Raw genomic sequence first — 23,052 nt, forward strand, 5'->3', positions numbered from 1 at the left:
CCGGATTCTCTATCGATGGGCAGACGAGGGGAGGAGCGTGCGTACCGCCTCCACCGTTTCGGGGGAGTCGTCCGCAGTGAGCTGGCGGATGAACCGGTCTGCGCGTGTCTCCTCGCCCTGGCCGGCTGTCGCGGTGTCCTGTGTGGTGTCTTCGCCGTCCGTCTGGTCCTCGTCGGCGCCGGCGATCAGCAGGGCGAGATCGTCGGAGGTGAGGCGCTGCGCCAGATCGGCGGCTCCAGAGATCGTGAAGCGGATGCCGTCGGCGGCCAGTCGGGCGCGGATGTCGCCGCCGGTGTCCTGGGGCGCCCAGCGGAAGCCGTCGGAGACCTTTCCGTCGGAGGTGAGTACCCGGTACGCGTTGGCCACGGCGCACGTGTTGGCCAGATGGGTGCCTACTGCCTGGGCGCCGGAGCCGAGGAACGCGGCGAGGTCGCCGTAGGAGGTCCATGTGCCGTGCGGCAGCGCCGCGAGCACCTGGTGGGCCAGATGCCAGTCCCGGCTGCGCTCGGCTCGGCCGACTCCGCGCAGTGGGGCCGGCCACAGTCCGATCGCGCGCTCGGCGAGCTCGTCGGCGCGGGCCAGGATCTCCGTGGCTCCCCAGCGCTCGGTGGCGGCGATACGGCGGTTCATCTCCAGGTGGCTGCCCTGTAGCAAGCCCTGCTTGCGTTCGAAGGGGTGATTGGACAGCTCGGAGTTGACCGCGGTGAGGGTCAGGTTCCCGAGGATGTGCTGCAGCCGGGCGTGCTGGTCCTCCGTGCTCTCCGAGTCGGCCGCGTCCTCGCGCAGCATGTCCAGCCACTCGTCACCGGGCGACTGCGGCATGACGTGCTCGATGGTGAGCTGAGCGGCGGCGAAGTCCACCGGTTCGGGGTGCTCGTAGCTCTCCTCCAGCCGCTCCAGGACCATCCTGCGCTGGTGCCAGCGCCCGTACTGGTAGAAGGGAGCCGTGCGGACCTTCTCGCGCAGTTCGTCGTCGTCGGGCCAGAAGCGGTTGTCCGCGGAGAGGAGCTGGTGCAGGCCCTGGTCGACCGGCACGTCGAGCGGGAGCTGACCGGGCACGGCCTGGAAGATCCGGTTGAGGTTGTTCGTCGGCACCCGGCAGATCATCCGGCGGACCAGGAAGCTCTCGATGTACGACATGGCGCGGGCCGTGGCGGGGGAGTCGAGCTCCCCGCGCTCGCGCCGGTCGAGCAGCAGCATCAGCGCGGGGTAGGTGACCTGGGCCTGCCAGGCGTCCAGGCGGTGCAGATGGGCGCGGACCGATGCGTCAGGCTCCTCTTCGGGGTGGAGCATCCGGCGGAAGAGAGTGCCGTGGCGGTGCAGTTCCTTGATGTACGCCTCGATCTCCGGCTCGCCCACCTCCCCGTGCTCGAATCGCTGCTGCTGAGCGGTGTACAGGTCCTGGCGGCGGACCCGGTCGTCCCCGTCGAGCACCAGTTGAAGCCACATGAGCTGTTCCAGCTCGTCGTTGCTCAGGCTGTCCTGCAGCGGTAGCCAGTAGGTCTCGTAGACGTGCTCGCCACGAGTGGGCAGCCGCATGAAGAGGTAGTTGCGCAGCAGGTCCGCCTGGCTGAGCTTGAGTCCGGTGTTGTTGAGAGATTCGAAGATGCGGTGCACGTTGTCGCCGCGCTCGGCGGTCACCGCCACCAGTGTGAGCCGGGAGGTGATGGCCTGCTCGATGCGGAACACGTCCTGAGGGGCGGCAGGGTCTTCTGCCTCGACGAGCTTGCGGCGGAAGAAGCCGTACGCCGCCGCGACGCCGCCGCCAGCGACCTGGTCCGTGACCGCACCGCGGATGTGAGCGGCAAACTGTGTCCGGTCGGCCTGGGTCGGCAGCAGCCGGAGGTGGTCGTTGCCATTCTTGCGCTTGTTGATCAGGTATTCCTCATCGATGCGCTCGGCCTCTTCAGGCTGGTCCTTGGCAATGTGGTCACGGATCGCGGCAAGGGCGAGGGCGAGTGTCGTCAGCCGCTGCTGACCGTCGACGACGAGCCAGCGGGGGAACGTGGCCTCGTTCTGCGGGGACGGGGCGAGCACGACCGAGCCGAGGAAGTGCGTGTTGGCCTTCCCACCGGACTCCAGCAGCTCGGCCTGTTCCAGAATGTCGCTCCACAGCTGCCTCAGATGCTTCTCCGTCCAGGAATACGTCCGCTGGTAGAGCGGCACCTGGAACTGCTGGGCGCGTCCCTGCACGAGGTCGGCTAACAGCGTCTCCTTGGCTTGCATAGTGGCCCCCACTGGTGCTCGATGCGGTCGAAGCGTGCGGGAAAACCTTATGGCCTCGCACCGACAGACGTGGAGTTCGAAGCAGCCCGGGGAGTGCGCGGTGGGCGGCCCGGGCGCTCGGCCGTCGGGTCAGCCCTTGTCCAGACACGCGTACACCACAGTGTCCCGGACAGCCCCTTGGCTTCCTGATCAGGCAGAGCCGGAGTCGATGACCCGCTGGAGGAGTTCGGCACCTGCTGCGCCGGCGCTTGCGATGGACTTGAGTTCTTCCACGTTCAGATATCGGTAACTCTGCGGGACGGTAAAGGACGGGCACGCTCGGCGTAGCGTGGTGAGCGGCACGGGAGCGGGCAGTTTGCTCGGGGGATCGAGGAAGAGCGCCGACAATGCGCCGGCCCCGGCCGCGTACTGGTCGTATTCGCGCCGGGTGATTCCGGATCGGGTGGCGACGCTCTTCCAGAGGTGGCCTGGTTCAGCGGTGACGATGGTGTCGACGCGGACGGTGGCGACCAGTGCCATCTCGGGTGCGGAGGCGTAGAGCACCACGAGGGTTCCCGGCGGGAAGGCGACCCGACGCCGACGCAGCTCGACGGTCTTGGTGCCGTCGAGAGTCGCCGAGGCGAAGCGCGGGTGGATCGACATCAGGACCGGTTTCCTCGATGGCGGTGTCACGGTCTGGCGTGCCCTTCCTCATACACGGCGCGGAACAGTCGCGGGCTGATCCGGAAGTTCGACCGCAGGGACAACTTATGCCCCTGCGCCTCGGCGAGGTGCCGGAGACGAGCCAAAGGCACAGGGCGCGACAACAATTGTGTATCGGAGAAGCGGAGTGCCATCACGCGTCCCTCGTGGCGGAGTGCGATGTTCCTGACCTGTGCTCGGTCGAAGACTCCGAGGTGGCGGAAGCGGTCGTACAACGCGTCCGCTTCGTTGACCAAAACCTCATCGAGGCGCGAACAGGCGAAAGCGCGCCAGTTCACAGAATCTGAGACTCGGTAGAGCTCGAACCGGACCGAGCGGCCGCATTGCGTCAGGAGACGCATGGGTTCGGGGCCAACTCGCGTTAGGTTACAGGCAGATCAGCCCAGGGGGTCTGGAGCGATTGGCGGCGTCTGTGGGCCTTTGCCCCCATGGCTGCCCGGCTGAAGTCAAGGGGGTCCGTGGCATGAAGTACAAGAACGAAGCTCAGATCATGAAGGCGCTTGGGATCGAGTCCTGGAGGAACCTCTCCAAAGATAAGATGGTCAGGTTCGCAGCCATGATGCCCAACATGGACACCGAGGTGGCTCTCAAGATCGTCGAACAGTTCCCCGCGTTCAAGAACTTCGCCAAGGATGCTGTGAGTGCCATCGAGAGAGCGCACCAGTCTACGTTCTCAGCCAACAACCAAAGTCAGGAGCGTGTCCACCGGGCCTGGCAGGAGGTCAGGGACATCCTCAAGGGCGAACTCGGCAAAGACGACCTGGGCCGGGAAGAGAAGAAGTTTCTGATCGAGCAGATCCAGGAAACTGCAAGGATGCAATCTCAAAAGGACAGCGAGAACAAGCAGTTCTTGGATGGGGCGCTCAAAAAGGTGCTGGTCGGCGCTACCGCCGCAGTCGCCCTCGGTGTGGCTTTCGTCGGCGGCAGAGTGATGGCCGAGTCCAAGGACAGTACCGAGAGCTCCCAGGACGCCTGAACTGGGCTCGGTCACCGGGGCAGCTTGGCGGTTCGTTCAGGGGGAACCGAATGGGCTTGCCGGCCTCTTCCAGGAGCCCGGCCCGCAGCAGGACCAGGCGCCGCGTCCCCGTTGGTCGGCAGGTCCCGCAGCATGGCCTCGGGCAGCCGCTCAGCTCCCTCGGCCTCGCGCGCGCCAGGGCAAGGCGGGCCATCTCGGCGACCTTGCGGCGCCATCCCGCGGTCATCCCGTGCTCGGCCTCGATCACCTCAAGCACCAGACGGGCCTGTTCCCATCTGTCGACCGGCCGACCGACGATCGCGCTGACCGTGGCGTCGTCCAGCGCTCGGGGCACGGTGAGGAGCGGTATCTGACCGCGGACCTGTGCCTCGAGGCCGTTGCGGGCGGGCGGTGTTCGCGGAGCAGGAACGAGGGGGCGGTCCCTCGACCGTGCCGAGGGCCCGCCCGTACCCGATCTGACCGGTCAGACCTTGAGGATCAGCGCTTCCACCTGTTCGAGCGTCGTCACGCTGGCTTGCGCCGCGGCCCGGGCCTTCGACAGCTTCTCCATCCACTCGATCCGCCGCTCGGCCGGGAGCGACTCCTCCTCAAGCTGGACACGCAGGCGGTGCGCCTCCTCGAAGTCCGTCATCAGGGCGTGGGAGGCGTCCACCGCCTTCTGGTAATTCCCCTCGGCGAGTTCGACCCGCGCCGGCAGTTCCCGGCGCAGCTTGGCGAGCTGGTCGCGCGGGTCGGGGGCCGCCTCGCCGTGCGCGATGGGCGGGGCGTCGGCGTCCGCGGTGTTCCCGGCGCCCGCAGGTGCGTCGGCGGAGTTTGCGGACGCGGTCGGCGCAGGGGTACCGAGGCTCACGGGGAACAGCTCGTCGAACCACGCCTTGTCGGCGACGTAACGGGTGGGCCGGCCCTCGGTGTCAGGGGCGATCACCATCCCCGCAGTGATCGCCGTCCGGTCTGCCTCGGCCCAATGCTGCTCGCCGTAACAGATCAGGGGCGTGCCATCGTCCGGCTCGGGCGGCCGCGGCGCATCCGGGTGCTTCAGCACTGCCTTCGCGAACGCGAGCAGAAGGGCCCGGCTGACACCTGGCGCGCCCACCGTGTACGCCAGTGTCAAGGCGGCGAGGGCGCTCTTGGGGGTGCGGCGCACTCCCTTGCGCCCATCGCTGGCCTCGCTGCCCTGCCCCGGGGTGATGAACGGCTGCGGAGCGTGGATCAGCGCCGGTGTCATCCGCCGGACCAGGGCGGTCCAGGCGGTCGCGTCACCGGCCTCCGCCCCGAGGAGCAGCTCCGTGAGTGGCCTCGGATCTTGTCCGGCGCCCTCCTTGGTCTCCGTGGTGCCGAAGAGGCCGAGAGCGGAGAGGATGTTGCCCCGGTGCACGAACAGCTGCGCGACGGCGGCGGACCACAGACGCATACGCCCTTCGGCTGCCTTCGCCCGGATTTGGCTCCACGCCGGCTCCTGCAGCGTCCCCCTGACGACCGGCCAGAACCGTCCGGTGTCGCGCACGGTGCGCCCGTTCGCCTGCTGCGGCGCCTCGGGCGGAATCCCGGGGAACACCAGGGCGGTGATGGCCTGCACCGCGATGTCACGCAGCACGACCGGGGAGACGTCGGCGCCCGCGGGCACGAGCGGCTCCAGCGGATCGAGCGGCCCGTTGACCGTCAGCGCGTCGCGCACCCCCGTCAGATCGAGGAGGTCCGCCCCGCGCGCGTCGGGGAACGCCTCAGCGAGCGCGTCCGCGAGGAGGGACTCCCTGGCGTAGGCGTCGACCAGCGTCGCGAACAGGGCGATCAGCCGCGCGTCCTCGTCGTAGGGCTGGATGCCGCGCAGGTGGTCGTTGACGTTCAGGGCCCGCAGGACGTGTTCCAGGGCCTCGGGATTCGTGCACCCGATCACGATCTCCGCGGACACCGTGGCGATCTTCGCCGCCCGGAGCGACGGGTCGGTCGCCTCCGTCTCCGGCTTCGCACCATCCCGGTTGAGCCGGGCAGAGAGGCGGTTCAGGATCTCCCGCAGACTCAGCAGCAGGGGCTCGGGGCCGTCCTTCTTGTCCTTCGGCAGGGGCACGAGAGACTGCGGCATGCCCATGACCAGGTGCTCCGGACGTACCCGGAAGACATCCAACCGGGCCAGCGCACGGTTGTTCCCCGTCACCGCAGCCAGCCGCCACGGCTTCGACACCGTGCCGTCGGCGTGGGTGATCTGCCACTGCTGCAGGACGTTCATGCCCTTGGAAAGCTGGCCCGCGTCCGCGAGGGACTCGGCCAGGTCGTACCCGCGCTTCGTGCCGGCGCGCTTCAGGTTATCGGCGGCGTACCGCTGCATGTGCACGGCCACCGCGTACGGCTGCTCGGCGAGGGTGAGCGCCGCCTTCGGCTGCCCGTCCTCATGGACGGCGCGCACCACCGGGCGCGGCCGCCGGTGGCCCAGCGCGGCGAGCAGAGCGTGCTTCTCGGCCTCAAGCTCGTGCAGGTGACGGATGGCGTCCTGATGCTTCTGTGTGGCCGCCGCCAACGCCTGCGACGCGTACGTGTCGTCCCCGGGCGCCCGGCGCAGCGCCTCCCGCTCCTTCTCGGCGGACTTCGCGCCCTTCGCGGCGTCCTGGAGCGCTAGCTCGACGGCGACGAGGTCCTTGACGCGTTGGCTGGCCTCCGGGGCGGGCGACGACCAGCAGCTGGCCGTGCGGTCGTTGAGGTCCCACGGAACCACCGCGGCGCCGTGGACATCGCAGGTCAGCAGGAGCACCTGTTCGTCGCCGGCCTTCGCGGGCCGGCAGACGGTGGGCTTGAGGACCTTCCTGCCGCGCTGGGTGGCGATCAGGGCCTTGATCTCGGTGTCCGGGAGCGCGGCGGCCAGACCCTCGAGGATCGCCTGCCGCGGAGGCGGTACGACCTCGTAGTCCGCGCAGGTGTTCTCGATTGCGTCCGCCAGACGGTCGGCCCAGAGGGCGTTGCCGATCTGCGGGTAGATGTCGTCGGACCGTTTCACGGCCATGGTGTCGTCCTTCCACCCGGGGCATCCCGGGCGAGCACAGAAACTCCCGACCATCGGGAGCGTGTCACGCGCCCGAGTGCCGAAGCCTCGTGCCGACGAGGAATCGGGCCGACACCGTGAGGGTGTGCGGCGGTCCTCGCCCCGTACGGTCCACCGGCCAGCGTCCGAAGAACGATCAGCCCCAACAGCGCCTCGGTGGCGCCTGGACCTCTCGCAGCTTGCTCCTGCTCCGCCGGAGGCGGCATGAGGCGGACGCCGGTGATGAGCCACCGACGTGCAGCACGGAATTTGCCACTGTCCGCGACACAACCACCACCCAGAGCCGTTGAGTTCACCCAATCAGGTGAGCGGCCGCCGCAACCAGACTGCGGGACGCCTGGGTTGAGGTAGCCGTGCGGCGGTGGGCGACGGGGTGCCTGGTTCTGGCCCCGATGTGGTCCGGCCGGCTCTACGGTGCACTGGTGAGCAATGAGACGCCGCTCACGGGTGCGGGCGAACTCCCGAAATCGACGAGGACCTGGGGAAGGCCCTGACCGCGCGGGGCGCGTCGGGCATACGGGCGCTGGGGATGCTGCGGGACGCGTACCGGGTCCTGACCGGCTCGCTGATGGAACGGCCGGACAAGGTTGCCGCAGCGTGTGTGCGCAGTGCGGCGGACGCGCTGCTGAGCCTGCCCGGCGCCCCTGACCCGCCAGACCTGAGGCGCGCGGCGAAGGACCTGCTGGCCGCGGTCGAGGCCTTCCCGCCACCCGCCCTCCACACCCCCAGCTCCGGTGCCCCGGTAGGTCCCGCCCCGTAGCGTGGTCTACCGGGGCAGCTTCGCGGTGCGTTCAGGGTGGGCCGCGGTGATGTACCGCATGGCGGTCTGCGAGAAGATGCCGAACAGGCGCATCAGGTGGAGCGGGTCGTCGACCTCGAACGCCTCATCGCGGATTCGGTCTTGCCGCAGCGCCGGCATCGTGAGTCCGGTGGGCCGGAAGATGTTGGTGAACGTGGTGCCGATGAGCGAGTGAGTGGTGTCTACCGCAGTCCATCGGTTGATCAGCAGATGCGGGTTGGTGGTTACCGGCCAGCGGCGGTGACGTTCACGCAGCCACGCGGAGGCGCAACGGTAGGTGAGTTCGTCCAGGTAGATGATGTGGCGTTTGCCGGGGCGCCGGACGATGAGGCGCTCACGGGACAGGTCGAGGTCGGTGAGTAGCAGGTGGCGCATGTCGGTGCCGCTGAGCGCGTGAACGCAGACCAGCACCATCACGAAGCGTTGGAATTCCCCGTGGCTGAGGACGCTGGCCAGCCGGTCCGAGGGCACGGAAGGTGGGGGCTTGTTGATCCCTGCGAAGACGAGGCCGCGGGTGGGATCGCGGAAGATCACACCTTCTTGCCGAAGGGCCCGGAAGACGTTCCGAAGGACGATGTGGATCGAGCGGGCCGGCGTCCCCTTGCGGGTGGCGATGGCGCGCTTGACGTCGTCCTGAGTGATCTCGCGCAGGCTCTCGGTACCGTCCGCGAGCCACCCCTTGAGGATCGGGTCCAGGACATGCCAGTAGCGGGCGATGCTCCGGTAGCTGCGGCCGGTGTGCTCCCACTTGCCCTCTCCGCGCACGCCCCTGGGGACGCACTACTGGTGATCTCTCCAGGGGAGCGGGCGGACCTGATCGTCGGCTTCCGCGGCCTGCGGGGGTCTCAGCGCACGCTCGCCAACGGCGCCCCGATCCGCTTCTCCGACGGAACCCCGGCCACCCCCACCGCTGACACCATTCCTTCAACTGCGCATCAGCCGACCCCTGGATCAGAACGGAAAGGTCGCCGTACATGGTCGACAAGCCGCCGACGCGCACCCGCGGCCTGCTACCGCTGGCGGGGCGGTTCACATTTCCGGTGTGGGCAGCTCCGAGCTTGACCGCATGCCGAAGGGGAGCGGTATGGAGATGCGGCTCAGGCAACCCCGGTGATCTTGAATGCAGCCCAGAACAGCGGGTTGTCGGCGACCTGTTGGTCAAGGTGGCTTCGCCAGTCCGGAAGCATCGCGTCGATTGCTGATTCGGCGGCGCACACCGGACCTGCCTCCGAGGACACTCGCCACCGGTGCTCACGTAGGTAGCGGATGGTGTCGGCGTAAGCGGTGTTGGAGTCCGAGCCGACGCCGAGGTGTGCGTGAAGCACAGCGGAGAACAGGACGCCTTGCAGGTCAGTGATGTCCCACAGAGTGGAGATCACTGCTCTTGCGCCGCGGGCAAGAAACGCGGACTCGATGCTGCGCAAGGTCTGCACAGTACGACCGGTGCCTTCGTGTGTGCCCGTTCTGCAAGCGTTCAGGATGACCAGGTCGACACTGGAGAAGGCCCCGTCTGCGAGGACCCCGCTGGAAGTAAGCATTGCCGTCCCCAGTGAACCGCCGTGCAGAGCGAGTCCGGCAGCCCAGCGATTCGGATGTGTGAGGCCGTGTGCCGCGATGTGGACGATCCGAGCCATGGGCATCATGTGTAGAGCGCGGTCCGGGGTCGCCTCCTCCTGCGTGAGAACTTCCACTCTGTCGTGGAGACCGGCGATCACGTCGGCTTCGCACAGTGGCCCGCCGATCAGCTCGATGCCGGGGAGGTGACCACCGCCGTGTGCCACCACCAACACCTCGACCACGGCCGCATGCCGCTGGGAACTCTCGATAGCGGACACGAGTCGAGCCGTAGGGGCGTAGACCACCTGCGTGAAAGCATCGAACAAGGTTGAGGTGCGCGCGCTGTCAAGCGGCGCTGCGTGGAGAGGCAGTAGCTCTAGCGGGGCCGTGGGGCTGAGCACCAACCGGCGGACTTCATGGGGCGTAACCGTCTCGATGATGGCTTGTGCCGGCCCACCGCACTCGGCGACCAACTGCTCCAGATAGTCGTGCCACGCACGTCGCGGCTGATCCGGTACTTGCCGTGTCCATTCATCAACCGCGCTGGCAAGAGGTCCGAGGGGGAACTCCTCGCACGTAACCAGATCGAAGTGTGAGTGGCCCGCACTAGTCCGGCAGACCGCGAGCTGAAGTGTTCCGTACCGGTTGATGAGGTGGACGAACGCCGTTTGTTCATCCATCAAGGGCCTGCCGGAATGGCCACTCGACCTCGCCATGCCGTTCCCTCTCCCCGTGGCCGCCCGAAGGAGTTCCAGAGTGCGCTGCCTGCCCTCGACAGCGGCCTTCAACTCCGCGCCCACCTCCAATGAGATTTCCCCGTCGAGCAGACCAGCAGCATGCCGAGCACGTACCCGGGCGAGGTGGCGTGCGGATGTCATGAAGGATTGGTACTCAGCGCCGTCGGACTCCAGGGCTAGCTCGTCATGAATGTCCTCGCCCTTCGCCGTTTCGCAGATCTGGAAGGCGACCTCTGCGGCCTGATCGTGGCCCTCAAAGGCGATCCTCTGGTTTATCATCTGCGTCTCGTCCCCGACCAGTCGGCGGAGCGCCGCTATCGCGGCTTCCTTGGACCGGGCGCGCACCTCTTCCGGCAGACCGAGTCGGATGCTGCCCACGGCCCTGAGCTCACCGTCGCCGACAAGCCGGACGATGCTGAGGCGGGCGTAACCAACGGTCGCAAGATGCAGCAGTTCCCAAGCGTGCTCCACCCAGGAGAGGGAGTAGGTGTACGGAGCCCGGAACGGAGGGTCGGGGTCGGCTGGAAGCGTGGGGAACTCGAACCACAACCTCAGACCGTCACCGTAGTCCTCGACTCCGATGCCATACCGTGTTGGCGGCTTCATCAACTCCCGCACGGCCGCGATATGCGTTTCCGTCTCCACTGTGGCCAGCCAGACGGGGTGAGGACCTGCCTGTCTGTGGAGAAAGCGGGTTCCGCATGTAATGATTTCCTCGGCCATCCAGTCGGGTACCGAGGAGTTCCGGGCGACGGAATCCGGTTGCCACAACAAGGCGTCATCTGATATCAGTTCGGCTCGATGCATGCCCCAGCCCGCCCGAAGGCACTCCCCTCCGTATCGTTCATCCTCTGTCATGGGCACGATCAGCTTGAGCTCATGTGCTGTGAGGTGAGATGCCAGCTGACCCATCTGGGCATCCCACGCGTCGAGGTCCTTGCGTAAACCCGTCAAGAGTTCTGGTGAGAGGTCCCTGACCCGATGCACGGTGTCTTCCAGTCCAACGCGGTGGTGCCAGCGCTTCACGACCTCCGTGAGATCCGGCCTGTCTGCCAGCCCCGGCCTTGTGCTCAGAAAAGCATCAGGGAGGGTGATCTTCATCAAGCCTCTGGTGACGAAGAACTGCGCGCACGCCGTCGCCGTTCCGGTGGCGGACTCGTGCAGGAGATCCGGGGGCAGGAAGGCGAAGGGATCCTCAGCGTTGTCCAGGACGGTGTCGACAAGGCGGTCGTCCTCAAGGGACCAGACCGCCGTGAGTGCGCCGCGGACCTTCTCCGGTGAGTGTGTCGAGAGCCGTCGTCCCGCCCACAACTCGATCAGCAAGGCATGCAGTCCGCCCACGTCCCACCACCGTTCCCACGGCACGCCACCACTGCGAACCGTGTGCAGGACAGGCATGACGAGGTCACGGGCCACCATCGATCCGGGTACCTCTGAGAGGACGAGGCCAGCCGATTGGAGCCGATCACCGATGGTCTGCGGAGAGTTGCATCCGATGTCGTCCGCGGCGATGCGGGACAGTACGGTGGCAAGCGCCAGTTGGTCATCCGCGACCCACGAGGGGAACATGTCGGAACGGCATGTCTCGGGCCTGAGTTTGTGGCAGACCCGCGCTGTGAGGCCGTCGACCCATGTGGTGCGCATGCGAAGCAGATGGTCCCGCATCAGTCGTCCCGGCCTCCCCGACAGTGAGCAATCGCCACGCCAGTATGTCCGGGGTACCCGCAAGTCATCGCAGGATCAGGGGACATCAGGCCATCAGGTCGCCAGGATCCTGCACCCGCTGTTCGGAAGGGCATACGACGATGCCGCACGCGCCTACCACGGTCACCCAGGTCGTGATCGTTCTTCTTCTGGTACTCCCCGGCATGACCTACCAGTTCGTCCGCGAACGCGCCCGTGGGCCGGTCCCGGGCCACAGAGACCTCGGAGAGCGCATACTCCGAGCAGTGACCGCGGGTATCGCTCTCGACACCCTTTACGCCCTGCTCGCCGGCCCGTGGTTGGTGCATCTCGTCTACGACCGCCGCCGGGGCTGGCTGACCGGCACGGCCGACAACCCTCGCATCGCCGCACTGACAGCGACAACCCTGTTGATCGTGGTGCCGGCCGCTGCCGCCTGGCTCACCTCATGGCTGGGCTCGCGAGGAAGCCGGTCCACCTACGACCCGATCCCCACAGCATGGGACAAGGTCTTTCAGCGTCGGAGCCACTGTCTGGTACGTGCCCGTCTGAAGAGTGGCCTCTGGGTGGGCGGGTATTACGGGGAGAAGTCCTATACCTCCGGCTACCCGGAAGCCGCAGACCTGTATCTGCAGACCACATGGGCCGTGTCCAGCGCCGGATTGTTCGAACGTCCGCTGCCGCGTTCCGGCGGGATCTATATTCGGATGGATGACGTGGAGTTCCTCGACTTCGTCGAGGTACCTCCTGCGGCCGAACAGGGAGACACGGCAGGTGACCGAGACACGACCGCAGTTGGACCCCAACGGGAAGAGGGGGTACCGGCCCGTCGGCAGCCGGCCCGAGCCGACGCAGGTTCCGCCGACGCCGCCCCCGGCCGCTGAGCCGGACACCAGCACCGGCACGGCCGACGAAGAGTGACGCGCGCGGACCATTGTGTGTTCAAGCTGGTCGACGAGGAGGCCGGGAAGGCGGACCGGACTTGCCATCAGGAAGCTCATCCCCAGTGTTCCTCCTGATAGCGCAGGAGGTCATCGCCGTGGAGTTGCTTGGTGGCGTTGCCAACCCGGACCCAGAAGTCGGTGGCGTCGTTGCCACCCTTGGCGGGCTTGGCGAACACCGGCCTACCTGCCGCGGCAACGCTGATCTGACAGACGACATTGCCAGAAATTTCGGGGAAGCGTACGCGGACGGTGGTCGCTGTCGGGGTCGACAGGCTGCTGTCGAGGAGTTGGCGTACGAAGAGCTCGTACCCGTCGACGCTGGCCTGTGACTCCAGAGTGGCGAGATCGTTCTCGATGCCGAGGACAGTCCCGTCGTCGGCGACGCCGATATACAGGTTTCCGCCCTCGCCATTCAGGAAGCCGCAGACGGCCTTGACGATATTGTGCCGGAGGGACTTGTCGGCCTGCCGGGTGTGCACGTTCCAGCGGGCGCTTGCCTTGAACTCGGTGCCCTGGGACTCGCCGGCGGCGATCATGTCGGCCGGGGTGGGTGGGACGTACGCAGGGCGTTCTCCCGTGAGGGTTTCGAACGCTTCCCTCACGACCTTGGCGATTAGCTGGCGCCGCCGTTCCAGGAAGGTGAAATAGTCGAGCTGCTCCCAGCCGACCGGAAGCGCGTGCCACCGTACCTGCCGCTCGAGCGCCTCCGGGTCCATCCCGTCCGTGATTCTCGGCCAGTAGTCATGTGGTGCGTCGGTGTTGGACTGCTCGTCTGCTGGCCACGTCACGTAGGCCATGTTGGCGATGGCATTGACTTGGCGCCGGTCGGTGATACCCAGTCTGGCGAGTGTCTTGCGGTGGAACAGGTTGTCCCGGTCGACAGCCTTGGCGGGTTTTACCGAGGGGTCCAGCAGATCACGGATTCGTTGGTCGCCGAGGAGGATTTCGGCGTCAAGGATGTTGAGCGCCGCCTGGTAGGCGAACAGCACCGGTGAGCGCGACGAGGATGTGTCCAACCGGTTCGGCAGGGAGATGTTCCAATAGTCGCCGGTGAAGTTCGCTGCGATGATCCGGTCGAGTTCTACGGTGAAGGCACGGCCGTCACCTGGCGGCAGACTGCCAATGCGTCCCAGGTCGAACTCCATCTGTGACTCTGGTGAGTTGGAGTACCGGCCGGTGGTGTGCGCCATGAAGAACCACCGGCCGATCACGGGACGGAGTTCATCGGCCGTCAGCCCGAAATCGTGGCGTCCGATCAGCCAGATCGTGTAGCTGTACAGCAGGGCGTTGTCGGAGGTGATCATCTTGCGGCTGCGGAAACCAGCCGCCGTGACGCACTGGAAGAACTCGTGCCAGCTGGTCAGGTCCAGGACCTTCGTGTGTGCCTGGGCGAGCCGGTCGAACTGCTCCTGCCGTCGAGCGGCGGTGACCTTGCCGGTTTCGAGGTCCTTTCCTCGCAGGACGCTATAGACGTGCTGCAGCCGGGCGCGCCGGAAAGCGACAGCGACGGCTACGCGCAGCAGTTGGTCCGGGCTGGGATCCAGAAAGGCGTTCCGAGGGCTCGGACCGGGGAGTCCTGCGATCACCGCGCTGCGGCTGAAGTCTTCGAGCTGGCGGCGCCCTTTCTCCCAATGCACTGACATCAGGGTGAGGATGAAGTCGGACTGGTTGAGCTTCACGCCTTCGGAGTTGATGCGTACGAAGATGTCGGCGACCTGCTCCTCGTTGGCCGAAGCGCCCAGCTCCACAACCTGGAAGCGAAACTCGTGCAGGTCCCGGACCCTGTCTATGCGTTCTTCGAGCTCATCCTTGGCAGCGTCCGACAAAGGCTGTCCGCTGGCCTGTTCGAGCCGTTGGAAGAACTGCCGGATGGTGGGCTTGTAACCACCTCGGGCCCAGAGCGCGGTGATGTCCGGAATGAAGTGAGCGTCACGCTCGATCGCCGCGTCCGTGACCTCGAACGTTTGGTCCTCCGGGTGGAACGCGATGCGAACGTTGATCTCGTCGAAAGACTTAGTGACGATCTTACGCCCGGTGAGGACAGCGAACAGGGCGGTGAGTCGCTGCTGCCCGTCAACGACCAACAGCTGGGGTGTTCGACCGCCGGCTTCCGTCCCGATCTGCCGCGTCCCCACCTCAGCGCCGGTCTCCCAGAACATCAGGGTGCCGATTGGGTAACCCCGATACATCGAGTCGAAGAGATCACGGGTCTTCGCTGCGGACCAGACGAACGGGCGTTGGATGTCGGGGAGCCCGATACGGCCGCCTTCGATGTTCTCGATCAGGTGCCGGAGCGTGTAACCAGTGTCTCGATACAAAGTAGGTGGCACAGCCGGGGACTCCTAACGTTCGAGGGCAACTGGTCGGCGGGAGCGGTCAGAGCGTGGGAACGGCATCAGGTTTCTACCACGCGGACACGCTACAACGCAGGGCCAATGACCCTCGCCACAAGAAGGAATGCATGGGGGCGGGACTCAACTAGAGCGTGTTTAAAGTGCCATGGCGATGAGCCTCGCCGGAGGGCATCGTCGTGCCCAACGTGGTTTCGTCGAGAGACCCTCGCACGGCACGTTTCGCGCGGACCGCGGTACCGAAACGACAAACGCAGCAACAAGCGCCTCATGTCGACACCGGTTAACCTCGATCTTTCGTGACGGTCTGCCGACGGAGTTGGCAGACCGTTTCGCGCTCTGTGTCTGATGGTGGGCAGGTCGACTGCCCGTCTGTCGCGTCGGGTGGGCGCCGGGTTCCACGGCTCCGGTTTGGTGTTGCTGTTCGCAGGGGTGGGAAAGGTGCTGGTCAGCCGGGATTCGGGAGGGCGTGGAGCCGGTCCAGGGCATCCGTGATTACGTCGGTCCAGGGCCAGTGCTCCGCGAGGCGGAGGTAGCGGCGGCGGCCGGTGGTGAAGAGCTGGGCGGCGGTGGAGAACAACCGAAGCCGCAGGCGGCGGGGCTCCCAGAGCCGGGCCCTGCCCGTGAGGGTGAGCAGGGGCATCCAGGCGAGCAGGTCGAGGGCGATCTGGACGATCTCCAGCCAGATCTGGTTCTGCGCAGTGTCGTGGAGAGGGAGATTGCGCAGGCCGGTGGCGCGGGCGGCGCGGATGCGGTCCTCGGCCCGGGCCCGCTGCCAGTGGCGCAGTTCGAGGGCGGCGATCGCCTCGCCGGCGGTGTTGGTGGCGAAGCACGTCAGGCGCATGCCGTCGGCGTCGGTGAAGCGCAGTTGGGCGCCGGGGTGGGGCCGTTCCTTGCGCACGATCAGCCGCAGCCCTTTCGGCCAGCCGGTCAGGCAGTCGCCGGCGAGTTCGGCGATCCAGGCGCCCTCGCGGATGTCGCCGTCGGGTTCGGCGGCCGGTGTCCAGGCCGAGGCCGGGACCTTCAGGACGGCCTGGTGGATGGCGTCGGTGATAGTCATGCCGACCGAGTACGACAGCCACCTTCCGCGCCGGGCGAGCCAGGCGACGAACTCGTGGGTGCCGCCGCCGGAGTCGGTGCGGATCAGCGTCTGACGCCCCCGCCGCAACCGTTTCGGCAGCTGGGCCAGGGCCAGTTGTGTGGCTTCGATGTGGTCCGCGGCGGTGTTGGAACCCGCGTTTCCGGGCCGAAGCAGGCCCACGACCGGCTCACCGGACCCGCCCCGGCCGTGGTCGACGAACCCCTCAGCGGGTGGTGCCCGAACGTCTTCTTCCAGGTCGCGGCGGCGTCCTGCTTCTCGGAGTGCGCCAGGACGAGGACGCCGTCGATGTCCACGATCACCTGCCCGTCCGCGTCCGGCGCCCCATCACCGGCCAACTTCCAGACGTGTTGGCGTACTTCGGCGCGTGCGGTGCGCAGCGCGGCCAGGACCCGTTGTCCGCCCGACGCCAGCTTGCTGACCAGCCGGGAGACCGTGGGGTCGGAGGCCACCGGCCCGAACACGGCCGGCTCGGCCCGCAGCATGCCGACATCAGCCAGGCAGTCCCCGCCCAGCGCGACCGCGAGCGCGACGTCCAGCAGGACCTTGCCCGGATCGTGCACCGTCCGCGGTTTGCGCCACGGCACGAGCGCCGCCGATAGCGCCGCGTCCAGACCGGACTTGCGGACCGTCTCGACCAGCAGCACCGCCCCGGCCTGCGAAACCACTCCGCGACCGCCGCCCTCGACGCGGACACGCGGGTAGGACCCGATACGCTTCTTCACCTGGAAAGTGCCTCCGGCGGTGGCGGGAACAAGGACCTCAGCAATCCTCATTCTCGCTGTTCAGAGGCACTTTCCGCTTTCTTGATCACGAGCTGGACAGCCGCCTCGTGAAAGCGCGAGGTTAACGATCACGTGCGATGAGGACTGGAGCGCGCCTAGATACAACTTCCCTTCTGCTGCGGAATGTCGGTAATTTCCGCGAGCCACAGACGGCTCAGAGCACGGGTGATTCGTGCCATGCTGTGCCGGGCCAGGCGCTGAGTGAAGATCCAGGACAGGGCCGGCCCGCAGTATGGGTCGATGTCCAGACTTTGGATGCGCAGGCCGCGGCGAGCGAGTGCTCGGTTGGGGTGCGGGCCGGCGTCCGCCAGCCGGTAGCCATACGGTGGCCGACCGCCGAGGTAACGGCCCTGGTCGCGGGTCTGCACGGTCATCGCGCTGCGCATCCGGACCCGGACCCGGGCGATCTCCCATTTGGACAGGATGTCGAGCAGGATCATCAGCTCCTCCTGCCCGCCCATCTGCGGATCCACCGCGCCGCCCAGCTCCGGCACCCAGACTCCGACACCGTAGTGCTCCTCGAACAGCGGGGCCATGGTCGCGAACTGATGGCCGTAGAAGCCCCGCTCGCTGGAGCCGATGATCACCGCGTCGAACCTCCGGTCCGGGTCGCCCATCGCCGCCAGCAATGCGGCGGCCTCCGGACGACGCACCCAGGGCACGGTCCGGTTATGACCGATGTCGAAGAATTCGGCCACGATCCGCCCCATGCCCGGAAGCAAGGGCCTGGGCGCGCAGCAGCTGCCAGGCCCGCGACGTAGCGGGATCCTGGTGATCCTCGGTGGATGCCCGTCCGTAGAAGGCAAACCGAAGTTCGGGCAGCTCGGGGGCGGGGATCCGAACCGCCGCTGCCAGGGTTCGCCAGCCCAGTCCGCGAGCGAACCTTGCCCGGCCGCGGTATCAGAGGCTGGGACGGCGGGTGGCGCGTCGGCTGGCATCATCGGCACCTCCTGCTTACCGCTGGGCTCGCCCGCATGTCGACCGTGGACCGCTTGCGAGTCGCCGTCAACGGTCCGGGACAAAGGCTGACTCGAACGGGTGAAGATCGGTGTCCGTTGCTTCGGCAGCGGTGTGCTGCCTGGCCGATAGCCTCGGGCGCGCCCCCCGAGTACGGCCAGTTCGAAGTGGCTCCGTTCTTTGCTTGCGTGGCGGCCCGGTGGCTGGATCCGTGCCGGCGGGACGGCAACCGTTGTTGTGGGTGTCCAGTGGCCTATTTTCTGCCGGGTAGCGTGGCCGGGTACCGCTTCGCCGTCTGTGAGGGTGTCTGTTGCCGGTCACGTTGCCGGAGGAGGACGTGCTACGGGAGCGGGCCGCCGCGGTCCCCCTGATCGGGCAGCTGGCGGGACTGGCCGGGTGGGCCGGGAGCGAGGGCCGTGATCTGACGAAGACGGGCCAGCTGCGCCTCGCCGATGCCCGGGACCTCGTCCGCTTCCTGGACACCGGGGACCCGGTCGAGCAGGTGCGTACCAGTGCGGAACTGCCGCGTGTGAACCTGCTGTTCGCCTGGGCGAAGCAGGCCCGGCTGATCCGGGTGGCCAAGGGCCGGGTGTACGCGGTGGCCAAGGCGCGCCCGGTGCTCGCGGATCCGCTCGCGCTGTGGGAGCGGGCCTTCCAGGCGTTCTTCGAGCTGCGGGGCCCACTGCTGGGCGGCCCCGATGGGTACAACGCCACCTCGATGCTGTTCGATGTGTACCAGGATGTGCTGCCCGACATCCTCAACACTCTCTACAGCCTTCCGTACCCGATGCCCTGGCCCCGGCTCCGCGACTCGGTCCACCTCGCCTACCGGATGAGTTTCACCCTCGGCGGGGCGCCGGAACGCGAGCAGCGGGCGTGGACCTGCGCCACGTCCTGGACCTCCTGGAGCGCCTCGGCGCGATCACCCGCGAGCAGGGCATGGCCGACCCCGTCTTCCTGGACACCGCACTCGATGAGCCCCCCAGCCGGTCCGCAACTGCCCACCGGGATGCCCGCGGAACTCGCCCAGTTGCTGGGCTCCCTCCCGGCCGTCCCGGACCCGAGTGCACCGCCCGCGCGAAGGAGTTGCGTGCGGAACTGGCTTCAGGCCCTGTGGAGTTGATCCGCCTCACCGATCTGGGCACCCGCGCCGTCCGGCGGCGGCTGATCGCCCAGGGCCGTAGCGCACCGCTGGTGGGCGAGCTCACCCACGCACCGGCGGCCGGACTGCTGGGCGTGCTGGCCCAGGAGTACGACCCCGAACACGCCGAAGCCGAACTCGCCGCCCGGACCGCCGCCCACGACAGCCCCGGGCACGCCCGGCGACTGCTCCTGGAGGCCGTACGCACTACTCCTTTCCGTACTCGTGCTGCCGCTCTTCTCGACACCCTGGCCACCGCCCTGCCCGATGGCAGGGAACTGCTGCGTTCCCTGCGCGGCGACGCGGACCTGGCCCCCACCGCCCTCACGGTCCTTACCCAGCGCGGCGCCCTCGACCACGAGGACCTGACCGACACCGAGGCCGCGCTGATGGCCGCCGAGAGCCTCCTCCAACTCCTGGACTTGGGCGGCGAGCAGGGCCCTCCCGGAAGCCCTGCTCGTCCAGGGCCGCGCGGAGGCCGAGACGGCGATCGGGGCCGCACTCACCTCCGGCCACCCCGACCGGGCCGGACTCGAGGCGCTGCGCGACCTCGCCGACGGTCCCCTTCACGCCAAAGCGGCTCAGCTCGTACGGCAGAATGCGACCGGCACCCGGGCACGGCGCAGCACGACGAAGAAGCGCAAGCACCGCCGCTGACCTCGACCCGCACCCTCCCCTCTCGTCACGGCTGCCCCGGGGCGTTCGGAGTGGGCCGGGCCCGACTGGAACCCGCAGGTGGTGTGGGCCGGTAGCCGTGATCGGCGAGCCAGGTCCGGGCCCGGCCGTGCCGGCGTTCCGCGCTGAACAACCAGTAACGGCGCTGCTCAGTCGGTGAGGCGGCCAGCGCGTCCTTGAACCGGCGGAACGCTCCCCGGCCCGTGATCGTGGCACCCAAGGCGTCGACGAGGCTCCGGTCGTCGAGTGCGGCGATGAAGTCCTCCATGTCCCGGTAAGCAGCGTGTGACCTCGCGCATGCCACATGCAGCCGCCGCCCGGTGTCCTCCGGCTCTGCTTCACCCCAGGGCGCCCCGAAGTCCGCCGTCGCCGACCGGCACTCGCCGGTGTTCAGATCGACCCAGCCACCGCCCCAGGCCGGATCGCCCTCCAGCAGGCCGAAGAGTTCCTCCAGATCGACAGGCAAGGGACGCAGGAAAGGGGTAGCGCCACCGATCGCGGCGTCAAGCTGATCCGCCAGTACCTCATCGCCTTCCCAACTCCGCACCCGCAGCGCCGCCAAGCACCGGACCGCCGTTTCCACGGCCGCCGGCACACCCCGGACAACGGCGGCGGTCAGCACGTCTCCGCACTGCTGGAGCACCGGCTCCGCATCACGTGTGCGAAGCAGCGCGACAAGGGCCCTGCTGTCCGCCGCGTAGCAGGCGACGCGGAGCGCTGTCACATCGTGGTCACTCCAGGCATCGGTCATGCCCGCGCCCACGCGGCACGCCCCGCGATCCGCTCTGCCGTCGTCCTCATCATCGTCCCGTCACTGGTCATGCCGACTCATCCTACGGACGACCCGACAGCATGCGCCCCCTCTCGAGGGCGACCGCGGGCGGCCGACAGTAGGGTCCTGTGGGTGAGCGAGTACCAGTACTTCGAGTTCCAGGCCCTTGAGCGGCCGTTGAGCCGCGAGGAGCAGAAACAGCTTCGTGATCTGTCCACCCGGGCGCGGATCACCGCGACAAGCTTCACCAACACCTACCACTGGGGAAACTTCCGCGGCGAGCCGCGCCGCATGGTCGAGCGGTACTTCGACGCCCACCTGTACGTCACCAACTGGGGAACGCACCGGCTGATGCTGCGGCTGCCCAAGCAGCGCCTACCGCTGCGCACCGTCCAGCCGTACTGTCTCGACGACCACGTCGAGGGATGGAACACCCGCACGCATATCGTCCTCGACCTGACCAGCGAGGACGAAGGCGGCGACTGGGCGGAGGGCGCCGACGACTCCCTGACCGCGCTCATCGGCGTACGCGACGAACTTGCCGCAGGCGACCTGCGGTCCCTGTATCTCGCCTGGCTGTCCGCCCTCGCCGCGTGGGAACTGCAGGACGACGACGAAGAGGAGTACCAGACCGTCACCGAGCCTCCCGTCCCGGCCGGTCTCGCCGATCTCACCGCCCCGCAGCGCGCACTGGCGGACTACCTGCGCGTCGATACCGACCTGCTCTCCGCCGCCGCACAGTCCAGCCCCGCCGCCCCCGAACCCACGGCCAAGCCCACGAAGAAAGAACTCCAACGCCTGATCGCCGCCCTGCCGGCAAAGGAAAAGGACGGGTTTCTGCTCCGGCTGGCCCTGGGACAGGAACCCCAGTTGCACACCGACCTGCTGCACCGCCTGCACGGCACCGCCACCCCGGCCATCACTCCCGCCAACCGAACCGCCGCCCACCTGCTCGACGCCGCCCACGCTCGCCGCACAGAACGCCGCCGGCGCGAACAACGCCGACAGGCTGAAGCCCGCGCCCAGCACTTGACAGCCCTGGCCCACGATGCGGAGTCCGTGTGGCGACAGGTCGAGGCGCACATCGCCACCAAACAAACCAACGCCTACGACCGGGCGGTCACTCTTCTGCGTGACCTGCGCGACGCCTGCGACCACGTCGGCAGCGGAGCGGACTTCCGGCAGCGCCTCACGCGCCTGCGTGAGACGTACCAGCGCCGCCCCGGCCTCATCCACCGTCTGAACACCCATAACCTCCGATAGCAGACGGCACGGACCCTGAACTCCGGATAACGGCTCGGCACCGCCAGACGATCGCCACGAGCGTGTGCGACCCGGTAGTCTCCGATGCGCAGACGCTTCTGCGGCATCTCCGCCGAGATCGGGCGCCAATACTCCTCACGTTGCCGAGCGCCTTCGCCCGCAGCACGCGCGTGCCGACTCTTCAGGACCACGCCAAACGAGAACGCCCTGACCTGTCCTGCCGGTCTCGGGAGCCGCATCGAGGCCGACAAGGGCCGGCGGCTCTGTCAGGGGTTCGGAACCGCGGCTACGCCAGCGTCAACACCGTCGTGAGGGGGGTGAGCCGTGGGGTATTGGTCCACATACCCCCTCGGACACAGACCATATCCCCAACTTGTGCGGGTCGAGCATTGCCTCGGCCCGCACGAGCTGTTTTGTGTTCAGCGATCCGGCGCCCCAGGGACGGCAGACGGATTGGCCCTCAGCCGGATCAGCCGGGCGGGCTTGCCGTGACCGCCGCTACCGAAGCGCTCGCCCGCGGCGGTCACCCACAGAGCGTCCGGGTCCTCCGGGTCGATCGCCACAGAGGTGCTGGTCTCGACGCCCTGGTCGGCGCGGGCGATATCCGTACGCCGTCCGCCCGGAGCCAGCCGCAGCACGCTGTCGAACATGTGTGTGGCCAGATAGAGGGTTCCGTCGTCGTGCACCGCGAAATCGTCCGCGAACAAGCGCTCGGCCACGATCTCGAGGTGCCTGGTGTCGGTGGCGGCGGCCGGTACGCGCAGCAGCAGCGCACGCGCGCTGTTGGTCAGGAAGACGTAATCCCCGGCGACGGTGATCCCGTTGACGCCGGGGACGCCGACCGCCTGTTCCAGCGGCGTGAAAAGCTCGTGGTGGACCCATTGGGCGGCTCGCCGCGTGTCGAGATCGACGGCCAGTACGATGCCGAGCGCGGAGTCCGCGATCAGCAGCCGCCGGCCGTCCAGGGCCATTCCGTTGCCGAAACGGAGCTGGGGAAGGTCGCAGACGTGCTTCACCTCGCCCTGGCGCACCCGGTTGAGGCACCAGCCGGGCTCGCCTATGGTTCCGGAGATCACCCAGGCGCCGTCTCCGTCCGTGACGATCCCGGTCGGTGACGAGGGAAGTTCCGCGAAGGTGTCGCGTCGGCCGTCGACTGTGACAAGGTCGATCCGGTGGTGGGACGGCACGGTGACCAGCCAGCCGCCGGGCGGAAAGGGTGCGAGGTTCTCCACAAAAGTGCCCGGCTCCCATTCCGTGATCGTTTCGGCCGGCACCGCGGCGAACGGCACCCGTTCATGGTTCAACTGGTCGTGCAGGCTGATGTCGCTCATCGCATTCCGCCCGGCATATCCCT

15 protein-coding genes and 1 pseudogene are annotated in these 23,052 nt (G+C 67.7%); 5 read left to right on the plus strand and 11 right to left on the minus strand.

Annotated features, from left to right (window positions below):
- Positions 1-9: 9 nt before the first annotated feature.
- Entirely contained in the window at positions 10-2,226 is a 2,217-nt protein-coding gene (locus J2Z30_RS27830) for a GmrSD restriction endonuclease domain-containing protein (protein WP_245388522.1), read from the minus strand.
- Between the two features lie 189 nt (positions 2,227-2,415).
- Positions 2,416-2,868: an ASCH domain-containing protein gene (locus J2Z30_RS27835; RefSeq protein WP_044577770.1), complete on the minus strand. Its 453-nt coding sequence runs from the start codon at positions 2,866-2,868 to the stop codon at positions 2,416-2,418.
- Between the two features lie 523 nt (positions 2,869-3,391).
- Between J2Z30_RS27835 and J2Z30_RS27840 the strand changes: the two genes are divergently transcribed.
- Positions 3,392-3,904, plus strand: coding sequence for a hypothetical protein (locus J2Z30_RS27840; protein WP_044577766.1), 513 nt, complete (start codon positions 3,392-3,394; stop codon positions 3,902-3,904).
- 463 nt (positions 3,905-4,367) lie between these two features.
- Here the strand turns inward: J2Z30_RS27840 and J2Z30_RS27845 are convergent, their stop codons facing one another.
- Positions 4,368-6,896 (minus strand): hypothetical protein, encoded by a 2,529-nt coding sequence (locus J2Z30_RS27845; RefSeq protein ID WP_052701656.1) that lies wholly within the window; start codon positions 6,894-6,896, stop codon positions 4,368-4,370.
- A 568-nt stretch (positions 6,897-7,464) separates the two neighbouring features.
- On the opposite strand from J2Z30_RS27845, the gene J2Z30_RS27850 reads away from it, so the two are divergent.
- Positions 7,465-7,695 (plus strand): hypothetical protein, encoded by a 231-nt coding sequence (locus tag J2Z30_RS27850; protein ID WP_044577765.1) that lies wholly within the window; start codon positions 7,465-7,467, stop codon positions 7,693-7,695.
- Between the two features lie 6 nt (positions 7,696-7,701).
- On the opposite strand, the gene J2Z30_RS49915 is transcribed toward J2Z30_RS27850, so the two are convergent.
- Both J2Z30_RS49915 and J2Z30_RS27865 read right to left on the minus strand, forming a co-directional pair.
- Positions 7,702-8,499, minus strand: a complete 798-nt coding sequence (locus tag J2Z30_RS49915; RefSeq protein ID WP_245388523.1) for a site-specific integrase — start codon at positions 8,497-8,499, stop codon at positions 7,702-7,704.
- A 332-nt stretch (positions 8,500-8,831) separates the two neighbouring features.
- A complete protein-coding gene (locus J2Z30_RS27865) occupies positions 8,832-11,672 on the minus strand; it encodes a CHAT domain-containing protein (protein ID WP_209468871.1) in 2,841 nt (946 codons plus the stop codon).
- A 161-nt stretch (positions 11,673-11,833) separates the two neighbouring features.
- On the opposite strand from J2Z30_RS27865, the gene J2Z30_RS27870 reads away from it, so the two are divergent.
- Positions 11,834-12,595, plus strand: coding sequence for a DUF6338 family protein (locus tag J2Z30_RS27870; protein WP_044577762.1), 762 nt, complete (start codon positions 11,834-11,836; stop codon positions 12,593-12,595).
- Between the two features lie 113 nt (positions 12,596-12,708).
- On the opposite strand, the gene J2Z30_RS27875 is transcribed toward J2Z30_RS27870, so the two are convergent.
- From J2Z30_RS27875 to J2Z30_RS27885, 3 genes and pseudogenes are all read right to left on the minus strand, one after another.
- Complete coding sequence (locus J2Z30_RS27875; RefSeq protein ID WP_044577761.1) at positions 12,709-14,985, minus strand: GmrSD restriction endonuclease domain-containing protein; 2,277 nt, start codon at positions 14,983-14,985, stop codon at positions 12,709-12,711.
- 469 nt (positions 14,986-15,454) lie between these two features.
- A pseudogene (locus J2Z30_RS27880) lies at positions 15,455-16,830 on the minus strand (IS1380 family transposase).
- A 155-nt stretch (positions 16,831-16,985) separates the two neighbouring features.
- Complete coding sequence (locus J2Z30_RS27885) at positions 16,986-17,600, minus strand: serine integrase family protein (RefSeq protein ID WP_052701655.1); 615 nt, start codon at positions 17,598-17,600, stop codon at positions 16,986-16,988.
- 557 nt (positions 17,601-18,157) lie between these two features.
- Here J2Z30_RS27885 and J2Z30_RS27890 point away from each other — a divergent pair.
- Positions 18,158-18,970: a hypothetical protein gene (locus J2Z30_RS27890; protein WP_052701654.1), complete on the plus strand. Its 813-nt coding sequence runs from the start codon at positions 18,158-18,160 to the stop codon at positions 18,968-18,970.
- Here J2Z30_RS27890 and J2Z30_RS27895 read toward each other — a convergent pair.
- Both J2Z30_RS27895 and J2Z30_RS27900 read right to left on the minus strand, forming a co-directional pair.
- Entirely contained in the window at positions 18,952-19,494 is a 543-nt protein-coding gene (locus J2Z30_RS27895) for a hypothetical protein (RefSeq protein WP_052701653.1), read from the minus strand. The genes J2Z30_RS27890 and J2Z30_RS27895 overlap by 19 nt on opposite strands.
- 176 nt (positions 19,495-19,670) lie before the next feature.
- Positions 19,671-20,414: a UPF0158 family protein gene (locus J2Z30_RS27900; RefSeq protein ID WP_044582146.1), complete on the minus strand. Its 744-nt coding sequence runs from the start codon at positions 20,412-20,414 to the stop codon at positions 19,671-19,673.
- 153 nt (positions 20,415-20,567) lie between these two features.
- Between J2Z30_RS27900 and J2Z30_RS27905 the strand changes: the two genes are divergently transcribed.
- On the plus strand, positions 20,568-21,698 hold the full coding sequence (locus J2Z30_RS27905; RefSeq protein ID WP_044577759.1) for a hypothetical protein: 1,131 nt from the start codon (positions 20,568-20,570) through the stop codon (positions 21,696-21,698).
- A 419-nt stretch (positions 21,699-22,117) separates the two neighbouring features.
- Here the strand turns inward: J2Z30_RS27905 and J2Z30_RS27910 are convergent, their stop codons facing one another.
- Entirely contained in the window at positions 22,118-23,029 is a 912-nt protein-coding gene (locus J2Z30_RS27910) for an SMP-30/gluconolactonase/LRE family protein (protein WP_044577757.1), read from the minus strand.
- Between the last annotated feature and the right edge of the window lie 23 nt (positions 23,030-23,052).

The organism is Streptomyces iranensis, from assembly GCF_017874715.1.
Classification (GTDB): domain Bacteria; phylum Actinomycetota; class Actinomycetes; order Streptomycetales; family Streptomycetaceae; genus Streptomyces; species Streptomyces iranensis.